Here is a 20,064-nt window from a genome sequence, read left to right on the forward strand (position 1 = left end):
TCCCGGTTCTGCTCCAATGCGGCTGCCAGGTCGGGAACGTCGACGAAAGTCAGCGGACCCTCTTCACGTGCTGGCGTGAGCTCGATGACGCGGGGAACGGCGTGTTCCGCCCCGGGTTTGATGGAGACACCTGCACATCATCTCTGTTCGTTCTCGAGGGCCGGTTCAATCAGCCTGCCCGAGTGCTGCGGGTGTAACGGGCGGCCAGCGCGCGGAGATGGTCGACCAGTTCCACCGGTTCGGTGACCGTGAAGTCGGCGTCGAGGAGACTCAGGTGCACCGCCAGTGTCTCGATGGAGTCCGCGCCGGTGTGGAACACGCAGGACCGGCCGTCGTCGCCGGGTTCGACGGAGCCGGCCGCCGGGTTGATACGGGCCGCGATGTCGGCCGCCGGGGCGTGGACGATGACCGCGGCCCGGTACCGCCAGGCAGCCGCGGAGGCGCCGCGGGAGACGTGCGCGGCCACGTCGTCGGTGGGCAGCGGGCGTGGGGTGAACCGGGGGTTGTTCGGTGTCCGCAGGCTGATCCGGTCCACGCGGAACGAGCGCCAGTCGCAGCGGCTCAGGTCGTAGGCGAACAGGTACCAGCGGCGGCCCCAGTTGACCAGCCGATACGGCTCCACCTCCCGCCGGGAGGCCACCGCGCCGTGGGACTGGTAGTCGAATCGGATGCCTTCGTGCTCGCGGCAGGCGGCGGCCAGCGTCGACAGCACGGCGGGATCGGCGAACGGGCCGGCCGTGTCCGGGCGCACGGACACGGTGACCGTCCGCAGGGCGGTGGCCCGGCGGCGGAGCCGGGGTGGCAGCACCCGCTCGAGCTTGGTGAGGGCGCGAAGCGCGGTCTCCTCCACGCCGCCCGGTGAGCTGCCGATCGACCCCGACGCGGCGGCCTTGAGCGCGACGGTGACCACGACCGCCTCGTCGTCGTCGAGCAACAGTGGAGGCATGTCGGCGCCGGCGCCGAGCCGGTAGCCGCCGACCGCCCCGCGCAGCCCCTCGATGGGGTACCCGAGGGTGCGCAGGCGTTCGATGTCGGCCCGGATCGTGCGCCCGCTCACCTCGAGGCGCGCGGCCAGCTCGGTGCCCGTCCAGTCTCGGGGGCTCTGCAGTAGTGACAACAGGCGCAACAGGCGCGCGGACGTCTCCAACATGGTTCCAGAATCTCACCTTATTAGGAACGTTGTTCTCCTAATAGGGTGAGACCGTTTTGGCATGACGGAGATCCGGGAATTCACGATCGACATCCCGCAGGCCGACCTCGACGACCTCGCCGACCGCCTGGAGCGAGCCCGCTTCACCGACGAGCTGCCCGACGCGGGTGAGGACTACGGCGTGTCACTGGAGCGGGTCCGGTTGCTGGTGCAGCGGTGGCGCGACGGGTACGACTGGCGCGCCTGGGAGCGGAAGCTGAACGCCTTCCCGCAGTTCACGACGACGATCGACGGGCAGAACGTGCACTTCCTGCACGTTCGCTCGCCGGAGCCTGACGCGACGCCGCTGATCCTCACGCACAGCTGGCCGGGCTCGGTGCTCGACTTCATCGACGTGATCGGGCCGCTGAGCAACCCGCGGGCGCACGGCGGCGACCCGGCCGACGCGTTCCACCTGGTGATCCCGTCGATCCCCGGGTTCGCCTTCTCCGGCCGCACCGCAGAGAAGGGCTGGAACCGCTACCGGATCGCCCGGGCGTGGGCGGAGCTCATGCGCCGCCTTGGCTACGAGCGGTACGGCGTCCATGGCAACGACGCCGGGGCGCTCATCTCACCGGAGGTCGGCCGGGTCGACCCGCAGCACGTGGCCGGCGTCCACGTGACGCAGGTGTTCTCGTTCCCGTCGGGCGACCCGGCCGAGTTGGAGGGAATGTCCGAGGAGGACCAGGGCCGGGTTCAGTTCCTGCAGTGGTGGAACGAGAACGGCGGCGCGCACGACAAGATGCAGTCGCTCGCGCCGCAGACGATCGCGCACGCACTGGCCGACTCGCCGGTGGCCCAGTTGGCGTGGAGCGCGCAGCTGATCGGGTCGCTCGACCCGGACATCGTGCTCACGAACGTGAGCATTTACTGGTTCACCAGCACAGCCGGGGCGGCGGCGCGGCTGTACTTCGAGGACCGTCACGCGTCCGACAAGCCGGAGGGGCCGACGACGGTCCCGTTGGGGCTGGCCAACTTCAAGTACGACTTCCAGTCGATCCGCGCGCTCGGCGAACGCGACCACGCGAACATCGTCTCGTGGCGGTACTACGACGAGGGTAGCCACTACTCCGCGCACGACGCGCCGGCCACGCTGGTCGCCGACATGCGTGAGTTCTTCCGCAACAACCAGTAGAGGGAGACGTCGATGAGGGTGCTCGATCACCGGGCGCTGAACCGGGCAACGTTGGCGCGGCAGTTCCTGCTGTGTCGGACCGGGCTGCCGCCACTGGAGGTGACCGAGCACCTCGTCGGCCTCCAGGCACAGACGCCGCATACCTGGTACGTGGGTCTGTGGGCGCGAGTCGCCGGGTGCCGGCCCACCGACGTGGCCGATCTGCTCACCTCCCGCCAGGCGGTGCGGATGGCGTTGATGCGTTCGACAATCCACTTCGTCAGCGCGGCCGACGCGGTGGCCTTGCGCCCGCTCGTGCAGCCCGCCCTCGACCGGGACCTGTTCCGTAACAGCACCCACGGGCGCTGGACGCGCGAGCTCGACACCGACGCGGTGGTGGCGGCCGGCCGCGAGATCCTGGCGGAGCGGCCGCGCACCCCGGCGGAGCTCGGCGAGGCGCTGCTGGAGCGCTGGCCCGACAACGATCCCGCGGCGCTCGCGTACATGGTGCGCAACCTTCTGCCGGTGGTGCAGATCCCGCCGCGGGGGGTGTGGAAACGCAGCGGCCGCACGATGCACGCGCCGCTGGACGAATGGGTCGACGCACCGGCGCGGACCGCGTCGTTGGAGACGTTGGTGCTGCGGTATCTGGCCGCGTACGGACCGGCGACGGTCCGGGACATCCAGATGTGGTGCGGGCTCACGAAGCTGAGCGAGATCGTCGAGCGGCTCCGGCTGGTCGAGTTCGCCGGCGGGTACCTCGACCTGCCCGACGCGCCGCGTCCCGATCCGGACACGCCGGCACCCGTGCGGTTCCTGTACGACTTCGACAACCTGCTGCTCTCCCACAAGGACCGCAGCCGATTCGTCACCGACGAGTTCCGCACCAAGGCGGTAACGCCGCACGGGCCGGTACCGAACCCCGTGCTCGTCGACGGTGCCACTGCGGCGGCGTGGACGGTCGAGAAGAACCACGGCGAGGCCACGCTGGTCGTACGGACGTTCCTGCCGATGTCCGCCGCCGACCGGGACGCCGCGATGGCGGAAGGGCTCGACCTGCTTGCATTCCTCGAACCCGATGCGGCACACTGCGTCAGGTTCGACGCGGTGGCATGACGTCCTCCACCAGCGATCCGCCGGTCTGGTCCGCGGTTGACGAAGGGCAGTACAGCGATTAGCGCTGACAATGACCTTGTTGTTGGGGCCTCACGTAAACGACCGTTTCCGATAGACCCGGCTCGAGTAGGTCGCCGTCGACCATCGGCCCAGGTGCCTTCCCGACCTGCCGGGGAAATGCCTGCTGAAACCGATGGGGTGCACCTTCCGATGCGTAACTCGGCCACCGGCGGCTGGCGTTCTCCGAACCCGATTGAGTAGTGCTGGCTGTACCGGTGCTGGGTAGTGCGTGGGATCGTCCGACGTGGATTTGCTGACAACACTGAGTGAGTCAGTGCGAGTCAAGCAAATGGGAGTTCCCGTGTTCAGTATGGTGAATCGTCCGACGCGTGAATCGCGTTCCCCCGGCGGCTGGCGCCGGGGTGTGATCGCCGCGGCGGTGGCCTCGGTGGCGGCTGCCGGCCTTGCGGTCGCCGGTGTGGGCGTGGCGTCGGCGGACGTGTCGAAGGCAAGCGCCGGCAAGGGCCGGGACAAGGCGCTGCAGGCGGCCCTGGACGAGATCGTCAAGGACGGAACGCTTCCCGGGGCCCTGATGTCGGTCCGGGATCGCCACGGCCGGGTCACCGACTACACCGCTGGGGTGGGTGAGATCCGGACCGGAGCGAAGGTTCCGACCGACGGATACGTACGGATCGCCAGCAACACCAAGATGTTCACCGCGGTGGTCATCCTCCAGCTGGTAGGCGAAGGCAAGATGGCGTTGACCGATCCGGTGGAGAAGTTTCTGCCGGGTGTGGTGCGAGGGATCGGTGCCGGCGCGGCGATCGACGGACGCCGGATGACGATCGAGCAGCTGCTGCAGCACACCAGCGGGCTGGGCACCTACACGTTCCTCAACGGGGGGATCCTGCCGATCCGAAACCGGTTCTTCGAACCCCGGGAGTTGCTCGACTCCGCTCTGACTCAGCCTCCGACGTACACCCCGGGTCAGGACCCGGTGTGGAGCTACAGCAACGCCGGATACGTGGCACTGGGTCTCGTGGCGCAGAAGGTGACCGGCCGGCCGCTCGCCGAGGTGATCACGGACCGGATCCTGAAGCCGATCGGTCTGCGGGAGACCTATTACCCCGGCCCGGGTGAGCGCGACATTCGCACACCGCACCCGCAGGGCTATCTGATGGGCCAGGACGGCAAGCTGATGGATATCACCCGGTTCGACCCGGCGATCGCCGGCGCCGCGGGGCAGATGATCGCGACCCCGACCGACATGAACAAATTCCTGGTCGCTCTGCAGGACGGCCGGCTGCTCAAGCCGCGCGAACTGGCAGAGATGCGCCGGACGGTGTCGGCTCCCGGTTTTCCCGAGGGGTGGAGCTACGGCCTGGGCACGATCAAGTTCGAGCTCAGCTGCGGGGTGACCGCGTACGGCCACGGCGGCGACGCCGACGGGTTCCAGAGCCGCGTCGGGATCACGACCGACGGCCGGGCGGTCACCCTCGTCGGAACCAATGAAGACGCCAAAGAGGGCGAAATGCTGGCCCTGTTCGACAAGGCGTTGTGCGCCGGTAAGTGAGATCAACCTGATTCCCCGGGCCGGTGTGGTGGCGGTGCCACCGCACCGGCCCGCTGCCTTGTGCCGACGTGGCCACCGCGTCCGACGAGGTCCGGCGCGAGGGCGGAGCGTGAATCGCCCCGTGGCTGCCCCTGCTGGTGGTGGGCCGGCCCGTGAGCAGAAGGGCTGCATGACCATGTCCGTGATCGACCTCGGCGACATCAAACACCTGCCGGACGAGCCGAAAAGCGACCCGCGCGTGCATCGGGGGATCGCCCGGTTCCGGATAGGCCGGCTGGCGAAAGCCGCGACAGCGGTGCTGACCGTCCTGGCGCTCGGTGGCTCGGCGCTGCCGGGCCCGCCGGTGCTGCGTGAGGTCTGGTCGACGGCGGTCTCGGACACCGAGTCGTGGTCCGTCGATCAGGACGCGGTCTACGTGCACCGGGCCCGCGGCGGAAGGACCGAGCTGACCGAGTACGAGTCGGCGACCGGCGAGGTCCGCTGGACCCACCCGGTAGCGACCGGCCCGTCCCGGGCGAACGTCACCGCGCGCCACGGTGTGCTACTGCTGCCCAAGGCCGAACAGTCGATCGACGTCGACGGTGGCGCCCCGGCCCGGGTCGTCACCGCCACCCAGCAGGATGGGCTGACCGTGCTGCGGTACGCCGACGGTACCCCGCTGGCCTCCGGGTCCGTGCCGTGGCGGCCGACGTCGTACGCCACCCGCTCGGGCAGTTACCTGAGCGCGGTGGACGGACGGCTCGTCGTCGTCGACCTTGTGCTGGAAACCAGCGGAGACCTGATCCGGGTGGCCGTCTACCGGGCCGGCGACCTCGGCCACTCTGGGGCCGCGAGGTCAAGGGATACGCGACCGTGCGGGACTGCGGACCGCTGCTCTGCCTCACGAAGAACGGCCAGGGCTTCGTCGTCGAGGCGGTCGACCCGGATACCGGGGAGCAGCGCTGGGAGATGCCGGGTGGCCAGTTCACCGGCTCGGTCCCGGGTGGGGAGCGCCTGCTTGTCTCCGGCGCCGTAGACAAGCCGACGCAGACCCTCGTCGACACGGCCACCGGACGGACGATTGCTCCCGCTGGTAGCGGCAGCCTGCTCTCCGTGGATCAGCAGAAGGGCACCGCCCTCCTGCTGCGTCACATCGACCCGGCCACCAGCGCCCTGAGCCGGATCGTCACCGCCACCGGCAGGAAGAGCACGGCCGGGCCGTCCGGTTCCCCGCGTAGCAGGTGCCGGAAGTGCGCCGGCTCCGCCGCTCTGCCGGCGAAGGCCCGGCCGCGCGCCCGGCGCAGGCGCTCGGCCAAGGTCGTCGTGGTCACGGTTGCATGGGTGGCCGTTTGCCTGAACGGGCGAAGCCTCCGGTCGGGCGGACCGCACCGGCAGCGCCGATGGCGGCAGCGGATCGCATGGTGGAATGCCTCCGTCGGGTTCGACCGGTCGTGAGTGCGACGGGCTCATGCCCGGCCAGGATCGATGATCGATGGGGGAGAGTCCGTCGGGAATGTTCGGCAGGTGTGGATTTCGCTAATCGTGGTGCCGATAATGGTCGACCACGAGAGTTGCGGCACACATGAGTGCGACCAAACCGAAAAGAATGCTGAGAGCGGTCGTCAGGGTGGTCGCGCCTATCGACGAGGCGACTGCATTGGCGGCCACATTGAGAATCAGCAGAATCCACAGCGTCGGTCGCAGGTGGCCTCGGTTGTTCCGGAGGTGCCGTTGGTCGTTCGATGAAATGCGATCCGTCATGTTTGCAAGGCTACTGAGGACTGCCGTTGACGACGATCCAGCCACCGAGACAGCTGATGGTACAGCCTGCTGTACTGCCTGGTGATCGACGATGTTCTAAGGTTTCGGCGTAAAGATCTTTCAGGAGGTCGTCATGCGGCGATATCTGGTCGAACGGATTCGCATCGCCGTCGACGCGCTGGAACATCTGGTCGGTGGCCTCGGTACCGCTGTTCTGGCTCTGGCGACCTTGATGTGGCTGTTCGTTGTTCTGGTTCTCTGCGTCGGAGGTGTGGGGATCTTCTTGATCCCGGCTGCGTTACGGACCGTTCGATCGAGCGCCGACCGCGAACGCAGCCGCCTGTCCCGTTGGGGTCCGGAGATCCTCGGGCCACCGGAGTTGTCCGACCGAACCGCCACCGCGATACGTGATCCCGCCGTGCGTCGTGAGCTCCTCTGGTTGCTGGTGCATGCGACCGCCGGGTTCTCGGTGGGCATTATCGGGCTGACACTGCCGGTAACCGCCCTGCAGAGTGTGACCTTTCCCTTCTGGTACACCCTGGTGCCGCCGGAGGCGGGCGGGCCGGGCCTGGTGTCGTGGAGAATCAACGGGTTGCCGGACGCGATCGGTGTCGCGCTGCTCGGTGTCGGCATGCTGGCAGTCATCTTCGGCGCCGGGCAGTGGATGGCCAAGTTCCAGGCCCTGCCCGGTCGTCGCCTGCTCGCGCCGCCACCCGGCACCGATCTTTCTCTCCGCGTGGCTCAACTGACCAGTACCCGAGCCGCCGCGCTGGATGCGCATGCCGCTGAGCTGCGCCGCATCGAGCGATCGCTGCACGACGGCGCCCAGAACCGCCTGGTCGCGGTAGCCGTGCTCCTCGGCGCCGCACGGCGGGCTCTGGCACGTGATCCCGAAGCGGGCGCTGAGTTGCTGGATCGGGCGCAAGACGCCGCCGAGCAAGCGCTCGCTGAGCTCCGTACGGTCGTGCGAGGCATCCTTCCCCCGGTCCTTGACGATCGGGGATTGGCCGGCGCACTCGACGGGCTGGTCGCCGGGTGCGCGTTGCCGTGCCACCTGGATGTCCGCCTGCCCGCCAGATGCGCCGTCTCCGTCGAGGCCACCGCCTATTTCGTGGTGGCCGAGTCGTTGACCAACGCGGTCAAGCACAGCGGTGCGACCAGCGTCTCCATCACCGTTGTCATCGATGCCGATATGCTGCATCTCACCGTGAGTGACGATGGGCGCGGCGGTGCCGACGAGAGCGGAGGCTCCGGACTGGCCGGCATCCGCCGTCGCATCGAGGCGTACGACGGGCACTTCCGGCTGACGAGCCCGGTCGGCGGGCCGACGACCATAGATGTGGAGCTTCCGTGCGGATCGTGATCGCCGAAGACGATGCGTTGTTGCGCGAAGGACTCGCGCTGCTGTTGCGGGCAGAGGGCCTCGACGTGGTCGCCACCACGTCGACGCCGGCCCAATTCCTCGTCGCCGTCGACGAACACAAGCCGGACGTTGCGATCGTGGATGTACGGATGCCGCCCACCCACACCAACGAGGGGATCGTCGCCGCCGGTGAAGCGCGCCGCCGGCTGCCGGGGCTGGCGGTGCTCGTTCTCTCCGCCTACGTCGAGCAGGCCTTCGCCACCGAACTTCTCGTCGACGGCGCCGAACGACTCGGTTATCTGCTCAAGGAGCGGGTGGGCCGGGTCGACGAGTTCCTCACCGCCCTGCACCGGGTCGCCGATGGCGGCACCGCGGTCGACCCGGATGTGATCGGACAACTCCTTGCCCGTAGCCGCCCGGACGCCGCCCTGGACCGGCTGACGCCGCGAGAGAAGGACGTCCTGTCGTTGATGGCGCAAGGCCTCGGTAACGTGGCCATCGCGGAGCGCCTGTTCGTCAGCGAGGGCGCGGTGCACAAGAACATCCGCAGCATATTTTCCAAGCTCGATCTGAACCCGGCTGATCGGGTCGACCGCCGGGTGACCGCCGTCTTGCGTTATCTCGAGAGCACCCTGCACCAGTGATTGTCGAGACAGGGCCCTTCGCCGGGGCCCTGTCTCAACTGCTCTGCGTACGGGTGGGCACCGCGGCACGCCCGCGGGCCGGCACGCGGATCCGACTGTCGGCGGATACCCGACGTCTCCCGACCATATGAGGCCGCACGGCGACACCGACGGGCATCTCGACGAGTCCCACCGCGACCACGGAGACGTCACAGGTCAGCACGGGGCGCTTACCGGCAGCGCGGCCGGTCACCGTTATCAGCAGGCCGGCGAAGATGACCGTACAACCGAGCACCTCTCCCGCTGACAGACGTTCCCCCAGGAGTGTGGTGCTCAGCAGTGCCGCCGCGAGCGGCTCCGCCATGCTCAGCGTTCCCGCGGTGACCGCGCTCGTGCGCCGCAGGCCCTTGCTGTAGAGCGAGTAGGCCAGCGCGGTGGCGACGAGTCCCAGCCAGGCGATGATCGCCAGGGCACGTGGCTGCTCGACCTCGCCGCGGCTGTTGATGATCAACGGTGCCAGCACCAGAGCGCCGACCAGCATGCTCAGCCCGGTCGTCGCCTTGATGTCGCCCGCCCGCGATGTCATCCGTTTGGCGGCGACGGTGTACGCGGCGAAGAGCGCCCCGGCGAGGATGCCGCATCCCGCACCGATCAGGTCGACGCGACCGTCGCCACCCGGCACGAACAGGATGCCGCACCCCACGATCGCCGCTGCGGATCCCCAGATCCACCGGCGGGTGATCGCCGGTCCGCCGGTCCAGCGTGCCGCCAGACCGCTGAACAGGGGCACCGTCGCCACTCCGAGCACCGTCCCCAGCGCCGCTCCGGTCAGCGCCACGGAGGTGAGGAAGGCCACCTGATAACCGGCGCCGATCGCGCCCGTCACCACTACGGCGAACCAGAAGCGCCGGCCGCGGTGCCGTAGTGCCGGCAGATGCGGCAGACACAGTGCGAGCAGTGCGGCGCCGCCGATCAGGTGCCGCCACCCCGCCACCGCGCCGGGGCTGAGGATGCCCGCTGCCAGACTCTGCGCCGGCCCGATCGTGCCCCACATCACTGCCGCGATGAGTATGTAGCCCGCGCCCTTGCCTTCTTCGTTGTCGGTCACCGCACGCCCGGGGTAGTCGGGCACGGGGTGACGTGACGTGATTCCCGTTCGCGCCCGCCTTCATGAAAGGGAGTGCGAGGGTGGCGGTCCGGCCCGAGTCGGGACTCGCGCATTGAAGTGTCTCCTGAGGTCTGGATCAGCGGGGCGCAGCCCGGAGATGCCGGAGACCCTCACGGCATGGCTGACTCGGGCCACGTCCTAATCGGAACGTCGATCGGTGGTACCGGCGACGGGAATGCGCCTCACCCGGCGCAGCCGGTGAATCGCCGCAGCGCGGCACGATGCCGCCGCCGGACACGCCGTGATTGACGCGTCGCGACGACGGCACCGGCTGTCGACTCGCAGGTCAGCGGCAGAGGGCCGTGTCCAGGGCCTGGTCGAGATGTTCGGCTGCGGCCTGACTGGTGATCATGGAGTTCACCGCGATCGACGCGGCTTTGCCGGTGGACGTCACGCCGACGTAGGTCACGTAGCCGGGAGCGACGCCCCCGTGGGTCCAGGCGAAGCCGCCGCAGCTGAGGCTGAAGGTCGCGATGCCGAGGCCGTACCGGGCGCCGCCGACCGTGTCGAAGCCGGGGGCGTCGACGGTCTTCTTCATCTCGGCCAGTTCCGCCGGTTTGAGCAGCTTGCCGCCGAGCAGGCCCGCCAGGAAGGAGTTGATGTCCGTGGGCGTGCCGACGAGAGCTCCCGCGGCCCAGGCCGGCGACTGCTCGGCTGCGGTGACGTTGATCAGGTTCGTCGGAGACGCCGGGTAGTAGCCGGTCGGGTGGACGCCACGGATGGTGGTCTCACCTTCGCCGGGCCAGTAGGTGTCGCGAAGTTTGAGCGGCTCGAGGATGCGCTTGGTGATCAGCTTCCCGACCGGGCTCCCGGTGACCTTCTGAGCAATGAGGCCGGCCAGGATGTAGTTGGTGTTCGAGTAGGCGAACTTCTCGCCCGGCTTGGACTTCGGCGCGATGGCGAATGCCACCTTCAGGAGGTCGTACGGCTCGTAGTAGGTGTTCAGCGCGTTGACGAAGTCGGCGAACAGCTCATCGTCGTAGTCCTCGAGTCCGCTGGTCTGCTGAAGCAGCTGGCGTACCGTGATGTTGCGTCCGTCGATGCCTCCGGCGCCGCGGACGACGCCCGGCAGGTAGGTCTCGACCGGCTCGTCGAGCTTGACCTTTCCTTCGCCGACGAGCTGGAGGACCACCGTTGCGGTGAACATCTTGGTGTTGCTGGCGATCCTGACCCGGGCGTCGACCGGCATCCTCTGCTTGGTCTTCACATCGGCCACACCCGCGGTGTAGCGCTTGACCCGGCCGTCGGCCTGCCGTACCGACGCCAGCGCTCCCGGGAACCCGTCGACGGTGACGAGGTTGTTCAGGCTTCGCTGTACGGGGCCGCCGGAGCGGGAAGCTGCCTGAGAAGCGGGGGCCGCGACCGCGATCCCGAGAGCGAGGCTTCCGAGGGCCGCCAGCGAGGCGGCGGCGCGGCCGAGGGCCGGGGACGAGGTGCTCGGACGGAGGGTGGGCATCGGATTCTCCCGGGCTCAGCGATGTTGATCTGACACCGCAAGCCTTCCGGCCGGCTGCTCCCCGATCGATCCCGCAGCCGGGACAAATCGCGGTATAGCCTGCTGTACCGAAATGAGCCGGGAAGGCAGCGAGCCGGCCAACACGGGTCATCCCGTGAAGCCGGCTCGCGCTCGTGACATCGGTACGTCCGGTGCTCCTCAGTCCTGTGACGTCGACGACGAGCGGACCCAGAGCGCTACACCGCCGATGACGCAGGCCACTCCCACCCAGACCACAAGGGTCTCGACTATTTCCGGGAGATAGTCGTTGAGGGGGAAGATGTGCGACGCGGTTGCCCCGGCGAAGCCGATGACGAAAAGGGGGATCGCGGCGATCCGTTGCCACTTCATGGTTTCTCCTGCATCTGGTCGCGGCGTAGCTGAAGGGCGGGATGACGGGGCGCCGTGAATCCCAGAGAACGGTAGAGGTGATCGCCGCCACTGGTCGCATGGAGATCCACCACGCTGACGGTCGTCTCCTCAGCGAACCACCGCAGCAGCGCGGTCAGGCAGCTCCGGGCATATCCACGACCACGGGCATGCGCTTCGGTGCTGACGTTGAAGACGTGACCGCGCAGCCCTTCGACATTGCGAGGGCTGGGGGCATGCCGATCGCACATGCCGGCGGCGCCACTGACTATGCCGGCTTCGGGCACCTCGTACACGAACGCGGCGAACGTCTGCGGCTCACTCAGGGATCGAGTGAACCAGTCGAGCGCGGCGGCCCGCCACGGCGCCGCCACGTCACCGACGGGTGCGCCCATCGCTTCCAGCATGGTCACGCGAAGTGCCACCAACGCCGCCGCGTCGCCGACGTCTGCCCGGCGTACTCCCGTCATGGTGTCGTTCCCTTCGTTTCGTTGCACTCTTCGGTACGAGGCCGAGCCGAGCGGTCGAAGGCCGGGTTCGCCCTTCGACCGCTGCACCACGCTGGAGCCGGCACGTCGGCTACTCCTTGACCCCGATGCCGGTGACCGGCGGAACCCGGAGCAGCCGCGCGATCGGCAGGATCGTGGTGAACAGGGCGAGCAAGGTGGTGCCGCCGATGATGGCCACCCATCCCATCGGCGGCACGTAGGGCGTGCTCTGCCCGGTGAGGGTGCGTACCACCGACGTCAGGGTGATCGCCGCGATCACGCCACCGATGAGCAGTGAGACACCGAGAAGGCCGGTCTGTTCCGCATGGACCATTCGCTTGACCTGCTTGGTCGTTACCCCTACCAGGCGCAGAAGGGCCAGTTCACGGCTCCGGGCCAGGGCTGCCATCACCATGATGTTGGCGGCGGCGAGTGCCGCGTAGCCCACCATGATGCCGATCAGCAGCTTGTTCAGCCACGCGCTCAGCGCGAGATCCTCGGCGATCTTGCCGGAGACCTCGGATGTCCGGGTCACGGCGCTGCCGGGATACGTCTCGGTGATGGTGCTCAGAGACGGCATGAGGTCGGCGCCCGGCTCCGCGCGAACCAGGATTCGGTCGTACCCGCTCGCGGCGGTGTGGCCCCTGACGACGTCCTTGGCGACGGTGACGTCACCGAAGCCGATGCCGCGGTCGTAGATCGCAACAAGGCGAAGTGTCGTCGGTGAGCCGTCCCCGAGCCAGACGTTCACCTGCTGACCGACCTTCCAGTTGTTCGACTCGGCCTGCAGGGTCGACACCGCCACGGCCGGGCCACGCAGATCCGCGAGGCTGCCGCTGTGAACCTTGAGGTCCATGGTGCGGTCCGCGCCCTCGGGGGAGATGGCCTGTGCTCCGAGGCCCGTCGCGCCTTCCGATCCCTTGATGATCATGGATGTGGTGCGGATGCCGGTCGCTGCCTCGACGCCGGGAACCTTGCGAATCTCGGTGAGAGCGCTGTCCGGCAGACCGGTGGCGGACACCATCGAGTACTGGGCGAGCATGCCCTCACGGGTCTGGGTGACGGTCTGCAGCTCCAGGTTGTCCTGGAGGAACCAGACGGAGCCTCCGAATCCCACGGCCAGCACCAGGGCGGTGAGCACGGTGACCATTCCCTGTGCGTTGGCTCGCAGGTTTGCCGCGGCGAGGTAGCCGCTGTTGCCCCAGACGGTACGCAACACGGGGGTGAGAGCGCGTGCCGCAGCGCGGTTGATCCACGGCGCGAGCAGGGCGACCGCGATGACCAGCACGAACAGCAGACCCATCGCGGAACCAAGAGCGGCGGTGCCCTTCGCCGTGGTGGTGAGTGTGGTCAGGAAGACGCCGGCGCCGAGCGCGACAAGGCCGAGGACGAGTCGGAGTCTTCCATTACTGCGCGATTCGACGGCGATCTCACCGAGCGCCTCGGTCGGGCGGATCCGCACCGTTCGGCGGGCGGCGAGCAGTGCGGCGCCCACCGCTACCAGGGTCGTCGCCACCGCTACCGCTACCGCGGCCAGCGCGCCACCGGTGAGGGGGAAGGTGTCCGGAATGAATGTCCGGTCGACCAGCTCCTGGCGCAGCCGGCGGGTGAGGAACCAGCCACTGGGCAGGCCGATCGCTACCGACACGAGGCTGAGCAGGCCGACCTCAGCGAGAATCAGCCAGACGACCTGGCCCGGGGTGGCAGCGATGGCACGCAGCAGGGCGAGGTCACGACGACGATGCCGGACCGCGAGGCCGATGGTGCCGGCCACCACGAACATGACCAGCAGCGCGACGTATCCGCCGAAAACCCCGGAGAGCTGGACCAGCATGGTTGCCGCGAGCTGTTCGGCAGACTGCTCCAGCAGTCCGCGATCGGCGCCGGCGTACACCCGGATATCGGTGTCGCCGAACAGCCGGCGCACGTCCGCTTCCAGGGTGGTGATCGACGCGCCGGGCTTGGCGATGATGCCGATGGCGTCGACCTGACCCTGCCGCGGGAACACGGCTGCCGCGTGCCCGTCGGTGAAGAAGGCCACGGGCGCGGACCCGGTGCGCAGTTTCGGGCCGGCGGACCGGGCCAGGCCGCTGACCTCGTACATTCGCGCGGTGCCGTCGACAAGGATCGGCACCCGGGAACCCACGGCTGCCACGCCGGTCAGGCGCTCGTCCAGGACCACCTCGTCGTCGCGCTGCGGCGCGGTCCCCGTGGTCAGCCGATAGGGAGTCAAAGCCGCGCTGCTCCACCCGTGGCTGGTGGCCGCACCCTCCGGCAAGATCGCGGGTACGGAGGTGTCACCGATGACCGTGGCCACTCCGGGCACCTGCTTGACCCGGTCGATCATCGAGGCCGGAATGGTGCCGCCCTCCGGTAGCGGGACGGTGACGGTCTCCTGGCCGCCCATGGTGGTGGCCGTGAGGGTGATGTCGCGATGGGCGACGACCACATCGGTGGCGGCGAATCGCTGCGGTTCCGCTTCGAATCGCATGCCCGATTCAACGAGCACGCCCAGAGACATCAGGATCGTCACTCCCGTCGTCAGGGCGAGGAGGGTCGCTGCCGCGCTACCCAGGCGGTGGCGCAGCATCTGTGCGGCGAGGCTCAGCATGGATCAGCCCTCCCGCGCGGCGCGCTGCCGGGCACCCAGCGACGCCAACTGCTCAGCGATGCGCTCCGCACCCGGCTGCGGCATGTCGCGCACGATCCGGCCGTCCGCCAGCACCATGACCCGATCGGCGTACGACGCGGCAACCGGGTCGTGGGTGACCATGATGACGGTCTGACCGGACTCGTCCACCACCGAGCGCAGCAGGCTCAGCACTTCCGCAGCGGTTTGAGTGTCCAGCGCGCCGGTCGGCTCGTCACAGAAGATGACTTCCGGTCGCGTCGCCAGTGCCCGGGCGATCGCCACACGCTGCTGCTGGCCACCGGACAGCTGAGACGGGCGGTGCGACAAGCGCTCGGCGAGGCCCACTCGATCGACCACCTGCCGTATCCACACGGCATCCGCGCGTTTTCCCGACAGGCGCAGTGGAAGAACGATGTTCTCCTGCACCGTCAGGGCTCCGATGAGATTGAATGCCTGGAAGATGAAGCCGATTTTCGACCGGCGCAGCTTCGTCAGGCTCGTTTCCGACAGCTTCGACAATTCCGTGTCGCCGACCCAGACCAGGCCGTCGGTTGGTCGGTCGAGCCCGGCCGCAGTCTGCAGAAGTGTACTCTTGCCGGAACCGGAGGGGCCCATTACCGCGGTGAAGGTTCCCCGCCCGAAATTGGCATCGACGCCTGCGAGAGCGGTTACCGCCTGCGTATCCGTGCCGTAAATCTTCCGCAGTCCCCTGACCCGTACGGCCGCCACCGGCGAGTTCAGGTCGGATATCGTCGAGCCGTTGCTCCGGGCGCCATTGATGGGAATCATCGTTCCTCCTGAGTTGCTGATTGTTTGCTGGCAAAACCGTATTTTCGTTCGCCGCGAGCAGCAATCCAGGTGGCGGGAGATCAGTGGTGGTGCAGGCTGTACTGTCCGGTGCCGGGTGGCGGCGACGGGAGCGGGCCGGCGGTAGTCGGCAGCGTGGTCGCGTGACCGGGAGCCGTGAGCCGGCAACCCGCTCCGACCTCGGTGGCGGAGTAATGGCTCAAAATTCACGCCGCAGACTGTTCAGATTCTGCCCGGTGATGATCATCTCCACCCTTCGGAAACCGCTGTGAAGGATCAGGGAAGCGGAAATGGCGTGAACGCCGCCGAGGCGGTTGGGGTGGCAGCACTACCCCGGTTGTCCAGCAGACTGGATTGAGCGGCGGAGGATGCGATCAGCAAACTCGTCTCGTTCGATGTCAAGAGACGAGAATTGCACAGTCCAGGAGCTCAGGTGTTCGCACAACTCTCGCAACAGAGCAGTGGCCGGTCTCGGCGTGGCCGGCGTTTCACCGGTGTGATGACAGCCGCGGTGTTGCTGGCCGGAAGCCTTTCGGTAGCCGGGCCGGCAGTCGCCGCCGAGGCGAAGACGTCGCCGGATCCCATCCCGTCGAAGATGAGGTCGATCGTCGGCGTCGACAGGTATCCGGGGGCGCTGGCGGCGGTACGCGACAAGCGGGGCAGGACTAAGCACTACACCGCTGGTGCCGGTGATCTGCGGACCGGTGCGCCGGTGCCGGTGAACGGCAGGGTCCGCATCGGCAGTACCAGCAAGACGTTCGCCGCCGTGGTTCTGCTGCAGCTCGCCGAGGCGGGCGACGTCGACCTGAATGCGTCGGTCGAGTCCTACCTGCCGGGGCTCGTGCGGAGCAAGGGGGTGGACCCCAGCAAGATCACGGTCCGTCAGCTTCTCCAGCACGACAGTGGAATCCCCGACTACACCGACGTGATGTTCAAGGTCATGGGTGACCTCGTCAAGTACCAGCACATCTACCTGGAACCGCGTCAGCTGGTGGACTTGGCGAACACGGAGGAGGGCGGCCCGGCCGGGCGTGGCTGGGCCTACAGCAACACGAACTACGTTCTGGCCGGTCTCATCGCCCAGCGGGTGACCGGGCGGCCGTTCAACGAACTGGTCACCGAACGCGTCATCAAGCGAGTCGGTCTGCGCGACACCTACGTGCCCGGCGTCGGTGAGGAACGTATCCGCGGCCGGCACCCCAAGGGATACCAATACGATCCGGGTACCGGCAAGCTGCTCGACTTCACGCGGATGGATCCCAGTTGGGGCTGGGCAGCCGGTCAGCTGATCTCCACTCCGGAGGACATCAACACGTTCCTGCGCGCGCTGCTCGACGGGGACCTTCTCACCCCGCGCATGCTCGCCGAGATGCGTCACACCATCCCGACGCCGACTCCGGGTCAGCGGTACGGCCTCGGACTGTTCAGCCTCTCGCTGAGCTGCGGTGGGGTCGCCTGGGGGCACGGGGGTGACATTCCGGGCTACTCGAACATCAATGCGGCCACCGACGACGGTCGCGTGGTGACGCTCGTCGTCACTTCCTTGGACGGGTCGATCAACGACCCCTCCGGCAGGGAGAACCGGAACGACCTCGTCGACGCTGCTCTGTGCGCAAAGGCCTGATCGACTGAAAACCGAGAGACGACGTTGCCGGGTGCGACCGCACCCGGCGACGTCGCGTCGTGCACAGCTTTGCCCGCCCTGAGGTGGCCTCGCTCGCAAATGCGCGGGCCTGGTCTTTTTCGTCTTTCTCGGGGCCGGTGCGGAAGCGCCTGAATCATAGGGTCGGCTGAATTTGTGAATGCGGATGGTAGTGCCTGCTGCACCGGCAATGGGCAGTGCACGGGATCGTGCAGCACCACGGTGACGACAAGACTGTGTGAGTCAGATTGAAACGGCAATAAAGGAGTTTCCGATGTTCAGTTTCTTCGGCCGTCCGGCACACGGCACCCAGGCTCGTCACGGTCGGCGTCGTGGCGTCGTGACCGCGGTGGTGGCAGCAGTGGCGACAGCCGGCGTCGCGGCGGCGGGCGCGGCGTCAGCCGGGGCCTTCGAGAGTGAGCAGGCGCCGATCGCGAAGGACCAGGCGCTGCAGTCGGCTCTGGACGGCCTGGTCAAGGACGGATCCCTGCCGGGGGTTCTCATGTCGGTGCGAAGCGCGGACGGGCGGGTGACGGACTACACCGCCGGGGTCGGTGATACCCACAAGAAATCCGCGGTGCCGGCGGACGGCTACGTGCGTATCGCCAGCAACACCAAGATGTACACCGCGGTCATTATTCTCCAGCTCGTGGGCGAAGGAAAGATCGCGCTGACGGATACGGTCGAGAAGCATCTGCCCGGCGTCGTACGGGGAACCGGTGCCGGAGCGGGAATCGACGGCCGGAAAATGACCGTCCAGCAACTGCTGCAGCACACGACTGGTCTCGGCAACGACACCTCCCTCAACGTGCCGGGGGGAATTCTCGCCGTGAAGGACCGATACTTCGAGCCCCGCGAGTTGCTTGACTCGGCCTTGGCGCAGCCTCCGGCATCGGGCAAGGGAAAGGCGCGGGTGTGGAGTTACAGCAACAGCGGATATGTGGTGCTGGGCCTGGTGGCGCAGCGAGTGACGGGGAGGCCGTTCGCTGAACTCGTCAACGAGCGGATCATCAAACGTATCGGTCTGACGGAGACCTACTACCCCGGACCGGGCGACCGCGACATTCGCGCGCCGCACCCGCAGGGATACCTGCCCGCCAAGGACGCCCAAGGCAAGCCGACCGGGCGCGAGCTGATCGACATCACGCGATTCGACCCCTCCGTTGCCGGTGCCGCGGGACAGATGATCGCCACCCCCAGTGATGTCAACAAGTTCATGATCGCCCTGCAGGACGGCCGGCTGATCAATCCGCGCGAGCTCGCGAAGATGCGCGAAACCGTTGAGGCGCCCGGTCTGCCGGAAGGCTGGCGCTACGGTCTGGGCACGATCGAGTTCAAGCTCAGCTGCGGTATCACCGCCTACGGGCACGGCGGCGACGCTGACGGCTTTCAGAGCCGAGCCGCGATCACCGCGGATGGCCGTGCGGTCACGCTCGTCGGAACGAACGACGAAGCCGGCCAGCAAGAGGTGCTCGGCGTTTTCGACAAGGCGCTGTGCGCCACGACGTGATCACGGCTGAGTAGCCCTCCGCCGAGGGCTCGACGCGAGAGACCGGACGTGTACGGCCGGACCGGGCAGAGCGGTCCGGCCGTACACGCCGATCCCGGTGCCCGATCACCATGCGCGACTGAGGGCGCCGCGGCGTCTTGCCTCTGACGCATACGTCAAGGCTTACGGTCGCGCTTCACCGACTTCGAACCAGGAGCGTCACGTGCATTCAGTGCCTTCCGTCCACCGTCAGGTTCAGTTGTCCGCCACTCCGGACGGCCTGCCGCGCCCGGAAGATTTCACCGTCGCCGAGGTTCCGGTGCCGCCCCGCGCCCCCGGCGAGGTCCTGGTCCGCAACGGTGCCTTTCTGGTCTCGGCAGCCCTGCTCCGGACCCTCATCGGCGCCGCCGCCGCGGGACTGCCCGGCCCGCGAGCCGGCGATCCACTGCCCGGCGCGGCGATCGGCGAGGTTGTCGCTGCGCCCGGCTCCAGCGGCCTTCGCCCGGGTGAACTGGTCGGGCACGACCTCGGCTGGCGCGAGTACGCGGTCGTCCCGGTGGACCGGTGCCGCCGGCTCGGGAACACTCTGCCGGATCCGCTGGCTCACCTGTCCCAGGGCTGGACCGCTTATGCGGCACTGACCCGTGCCGCTGCGGTGGGTACCGGTGACACGGTGCTCATCACCGGTGCCGCCGGTGCCGTCGGTTCCCTCGCCGGCCAGATCGCTCGTCGTCTCGGTGCCTCTCGAGTGATCGGCACCACGGGTTCCCCCGCGAAGAGCGAGTTCCTGACCACCCGGCTCGGCTACGACGCAGTCGTCGTGCGCGGATCGGAACCGATCAGCGACCAGCTCGCCAAGGCAGCGCCGGACGGCATCGACGTGGCGCTCGATACTGTCGGCGGGGAGCAGCTCCAAGCGGCCGTGCAAGCCGCCCGGCCACATGCCCGGTTCGTTCTGGTCGGAGCGCTGTCCTCACAACTGGCCGCAAAGGGCGCCGGCACCACTGCGGCCGTGGAACTGGACCTCGTGCCCATCGTGCTCAAGCGGATCCGAATGCAGGGATTCAACGCCGCAGACCATCCCGGCGCGCTCGACGAATGGACGCCGCGGTTCGGCGACTGGCTCCGCGCCGGAAGCATCCAGTTCCCGCACGTCCGGATCCGCGGAATCGAGCAGGCTGCGCGGGCGTTTCAGGAGGTCGTCGAGGGACGGCATATCGGCGCCGTCTTCGTAGAGCTCTGACAGCCGGGAGGCG

General features: G+C 68.1%; 18 protein-coding genes. 9 read left to right on the forward strand and 9 right to left on the reverse strand.

Going from position 1 to position 20,064, the window contains the following annotated elements; translation table 11 throughout:
- Positions 1–169: 169 nt before the first annotated feature.
- Positions 170–1,150: a helix-turn-helix transcriptional regulator gene (locus tag CLV67_RS48635; protein WP_106330801.1), complete on the reverse strand. Its 981-nt coding sequence runs from the start codon at positions 1,148–1,150 to the stop codon at positions 170–172.
- A 61-nt stretch (positions 1,151–1,211) separates the two neighbouring features.
- On the opposite strand from CLV67_RS48635, the gene CLV67_RS48640 reads away from it, so the two are divergent.
- The 4 genes from CLV67_RS48640 to CLV67_RS48655 all read left to right on the forward strand — a co-directional run bounded on the left by CLV67_RS48640 (position 1,212) and on the right by CLV67_RS48655 (position 6,007).
- Positions 1,212–2,324 carry an epoxide hydrolase family protein gene (locus tag CLV67_RS48640; protein ID WP_106330802.1) on the forward strand — a complete coding sequence of 371 codons (1,113 nt, stop codon included), beginning with the start codon at positions 1,212–1,214 and terminating at the stop codon, positions 2,322–2,324.
- A gap of 12 nt (positions 2,325–2,336) precedes the next feature.
- On the forward strand, positions 2,337–3,419 hold the full coding sequence (locus tag CLV67_RS48645) for a winged helix DNA-binding domain-containing protein (RefSeq protein WP_106330803.1): 1,083 nt from the start codon (positions 2,337–2,339) through the stop codon (positions 3,417–3,419).
- Between the two features lie 370 nt (positions 3,420–3,789).
- Positions 3,790–4,992 (forward strand): serine hydrolase domain-containing protein, encoded by a 1,203-nt coding sequence (locus CLV67_RS48650; RefSeq protein WP_203737864.1) that lies wholly within the window; start codon positions 3,790–3,792, stop codon positions 4,990–4,992.
- A gap of 169 nt (positions 4,993–5,161) precedes the next feature.
- Positions 5,162–6,007, forward strand: coding sequence for a hypothetical protein (locus CLV67_RS48655; RefSeq protein ID WP_106330804.1), 846 nt, complete (start codon positions 5,162–5,164; stop codon positions 6,005–6,007).
- A 112-nt stretch (positions 6,008–6,119) separates the two neighbouring features.
- Here CLV67_RS48655 and CLV67_RS51565 read toward each other — a convergent pair whose 3' ends face one another.
- Positions 6,120–6,302, reverse strand: a complete 183-nt coding sequence (locus CLV67_RS51565; protein WP_146169627.1) for a hypothetical protein — start codon at positions 6,300–6,302, stop codon at positions 6,120–6,122.
- 205 nt (positions 6,303–6,507) lie between these two features.
- The gene (locus tag CLV67_RS51570; protein WP_146169628.1) at positions 6,508–6,732 is read right to left on the reverse strand and encodes a hypothetical protein; all 225 of its coding nucleotides are present in this window, start codon (positions 6,730–6,732) and stop codon (positions 6,508–6,510) included.
- Between the two features lie 133 nt (positions 6,733–6,865).
- On the opposite strand from CLV67_RS51570, the gene CLV67_RS48665 reads away from it, so the two are divergent.
- Positions 6,866–8,095: a sensor histidine kinase gene (locus tag CLV67_RS48665; RefSeq protein ID WP_106330806.1), complete on the forward strand. Its 1,230-nt coding sequence runs from the start codon at positions 6,866–6,868 to the stop codon at positions 8,093–8,095.
- Positions 8,083–8,739: a response regulator transcription factor gene (locus CLV67_RS48670; protein ID WP_106330807.1), complete on the forward strand. Its 657-nt coding sequence runs from the start codon at positions 8,083–8,085 to the stop codon at positions 8,737–8,739. Before CLV67_RS48665 ends, CLV67_RS48670 begins: the two co-directional genes overlap by 13 nt.
- 34 nt (positions 8,740–8,773) lie before the next feature.
- Here the strand turns inward: CLV67_RS48670 and CLV67_RS48675 are convergent, their stop codons facing one another.
- From CLV67_RS48675 to CLV67_RS48700, 6 genes are all read right to left on the reverse strand, one after another.
- Positions 8,774–9,850: a DMT family transporter gene (locus CLV67_RS48675; protein WP_106330808.1), complete on the reverse strand. Its 1,077-nt coding sequence runs from the start codon at positions 9,848–9,850 to the stop codon at positions 8,774–8,776.
- A 322-nt stretch (positions 9,851–10,172) separates the two neighbouring features.
- Positions 10,173–11,342 carry a serine hydrolase domain-containing protein gene (locus tag CLV67_RS48680; protein WP_106330809.1) on the reverse strand — a complete coding sequence of 390 codons (1,170 nt, stop codon included), beginning with the start codon at positions 11,340–11,342 and terminating at the stop codon, positions 10,173–10,175.
- Positions 11,343–11,540: 198 nt separating this feature from the next.
- Positions 11,541–11,732: a hypothetical protein gene (locus CLV67_RS48685; RefSeq protein ID WP_106330810.1), complete on the reverse strand. Its 192-nt coding sequence runs from the start codon at positions 11,730–11,732 to the stop codon at positions 11,541–11,543.
- Positions 11,729–12,220, reverse strand: coding sequence for a GNAT family N-acetyltransferase (locus tag CLV67_RS48690; RefSeq protein WP_106330811.1), 492 nt, complete (start codon positions 12,218–12,220; stop codon positions 11,729–11,731). Before CLV67_RS48690 ends, CLV67_RS48685 begins: the two co-directional genes overlap by 4 nt.
- 109 nt (positions 12,221–12,329) lie before the next feature.
- Positions 12,330–14,849, reverse strand: a complete 2,520-nt coding sequence (locus CLV67_RS48695; RefSeq protein ID WP_106330812.1) for an ABC transporter permease — start codon at positions 14,847–14,849, stop codon at positions 12,330–12,332.
- A 3-nt stretch (positions 14,850–14,852) separates the two neighbouring features.
- Positions 14,853–15,659, reverse strand: coding sequence for an ABC transporter ATP-binding protein (locus CLV67_RS48700; protein WP_106330813.1), 807 nt, complete (start codon positions 15,657–15,659; stop codon positions 14,853–14,855).
- A gap of 517 nt (positions 15,660–16,176) precedes the next feature.
- Between CLV67_RS48700 and CLV67_RS48705 the strand changes: the two genes are divergently transcribed.
- The 3 genes from CLV67_RS48705 to CLV67_RS48715 all read left to right on the forward strand — a co-directional run bounded on the left by CLV67_RS48705 (position 16,177) and on the right by CLV67_RS48715 (position 20,051).
- Complete coding sequence (locus tag CLV67_RS48705) at positions 16,177–17,301, forward strand: serine hydrolase domain-containing protein (RefSeq protein ID WP_203737862.1); 1,125 nt, start codon at positions 16,177–16,179, stop codon at positions 17,299–17,301.
- A 292-nt stretch (positions 17,302–17,593) separates the two neighbouring features.
- A complete protein-coding gene (locus CLV67_RS48710; RefSeq protein WP_106330814.1) occupies positions 17,594–18,829 on the forward strand; it encodes a serine hydrolase domain-containing protein in 1,236 nt (411 codons plus the stop codon).
- A 202-nt stretch (positions 18,830–19,031) separates the two neighbouring features.
- The gene (locus tag CLV67_RS48715; RefSeq protein ID WP_106330815.1) at positions 19,032–20,051 is read left to right on the forward strand and encodes an MDR family NADP-dependent oxidoreductase; all 1,020 of its coding nucleotides are present in this window, start codon (positions 19,032–19,034) and stop codon (positions 20,049–20,051) included.
- Positions 20,052–20,064: the final 13 nt, after the last annotated feature.

The organism is Actinoplanes italicus (assembly GCF_003001815.1).
GTDB lineage: Bacteria > Actinomycetota > Actinomycetes > Mycobacteriales > Micromonosporaceae > Actinoplanes > Actinoplanes italicus.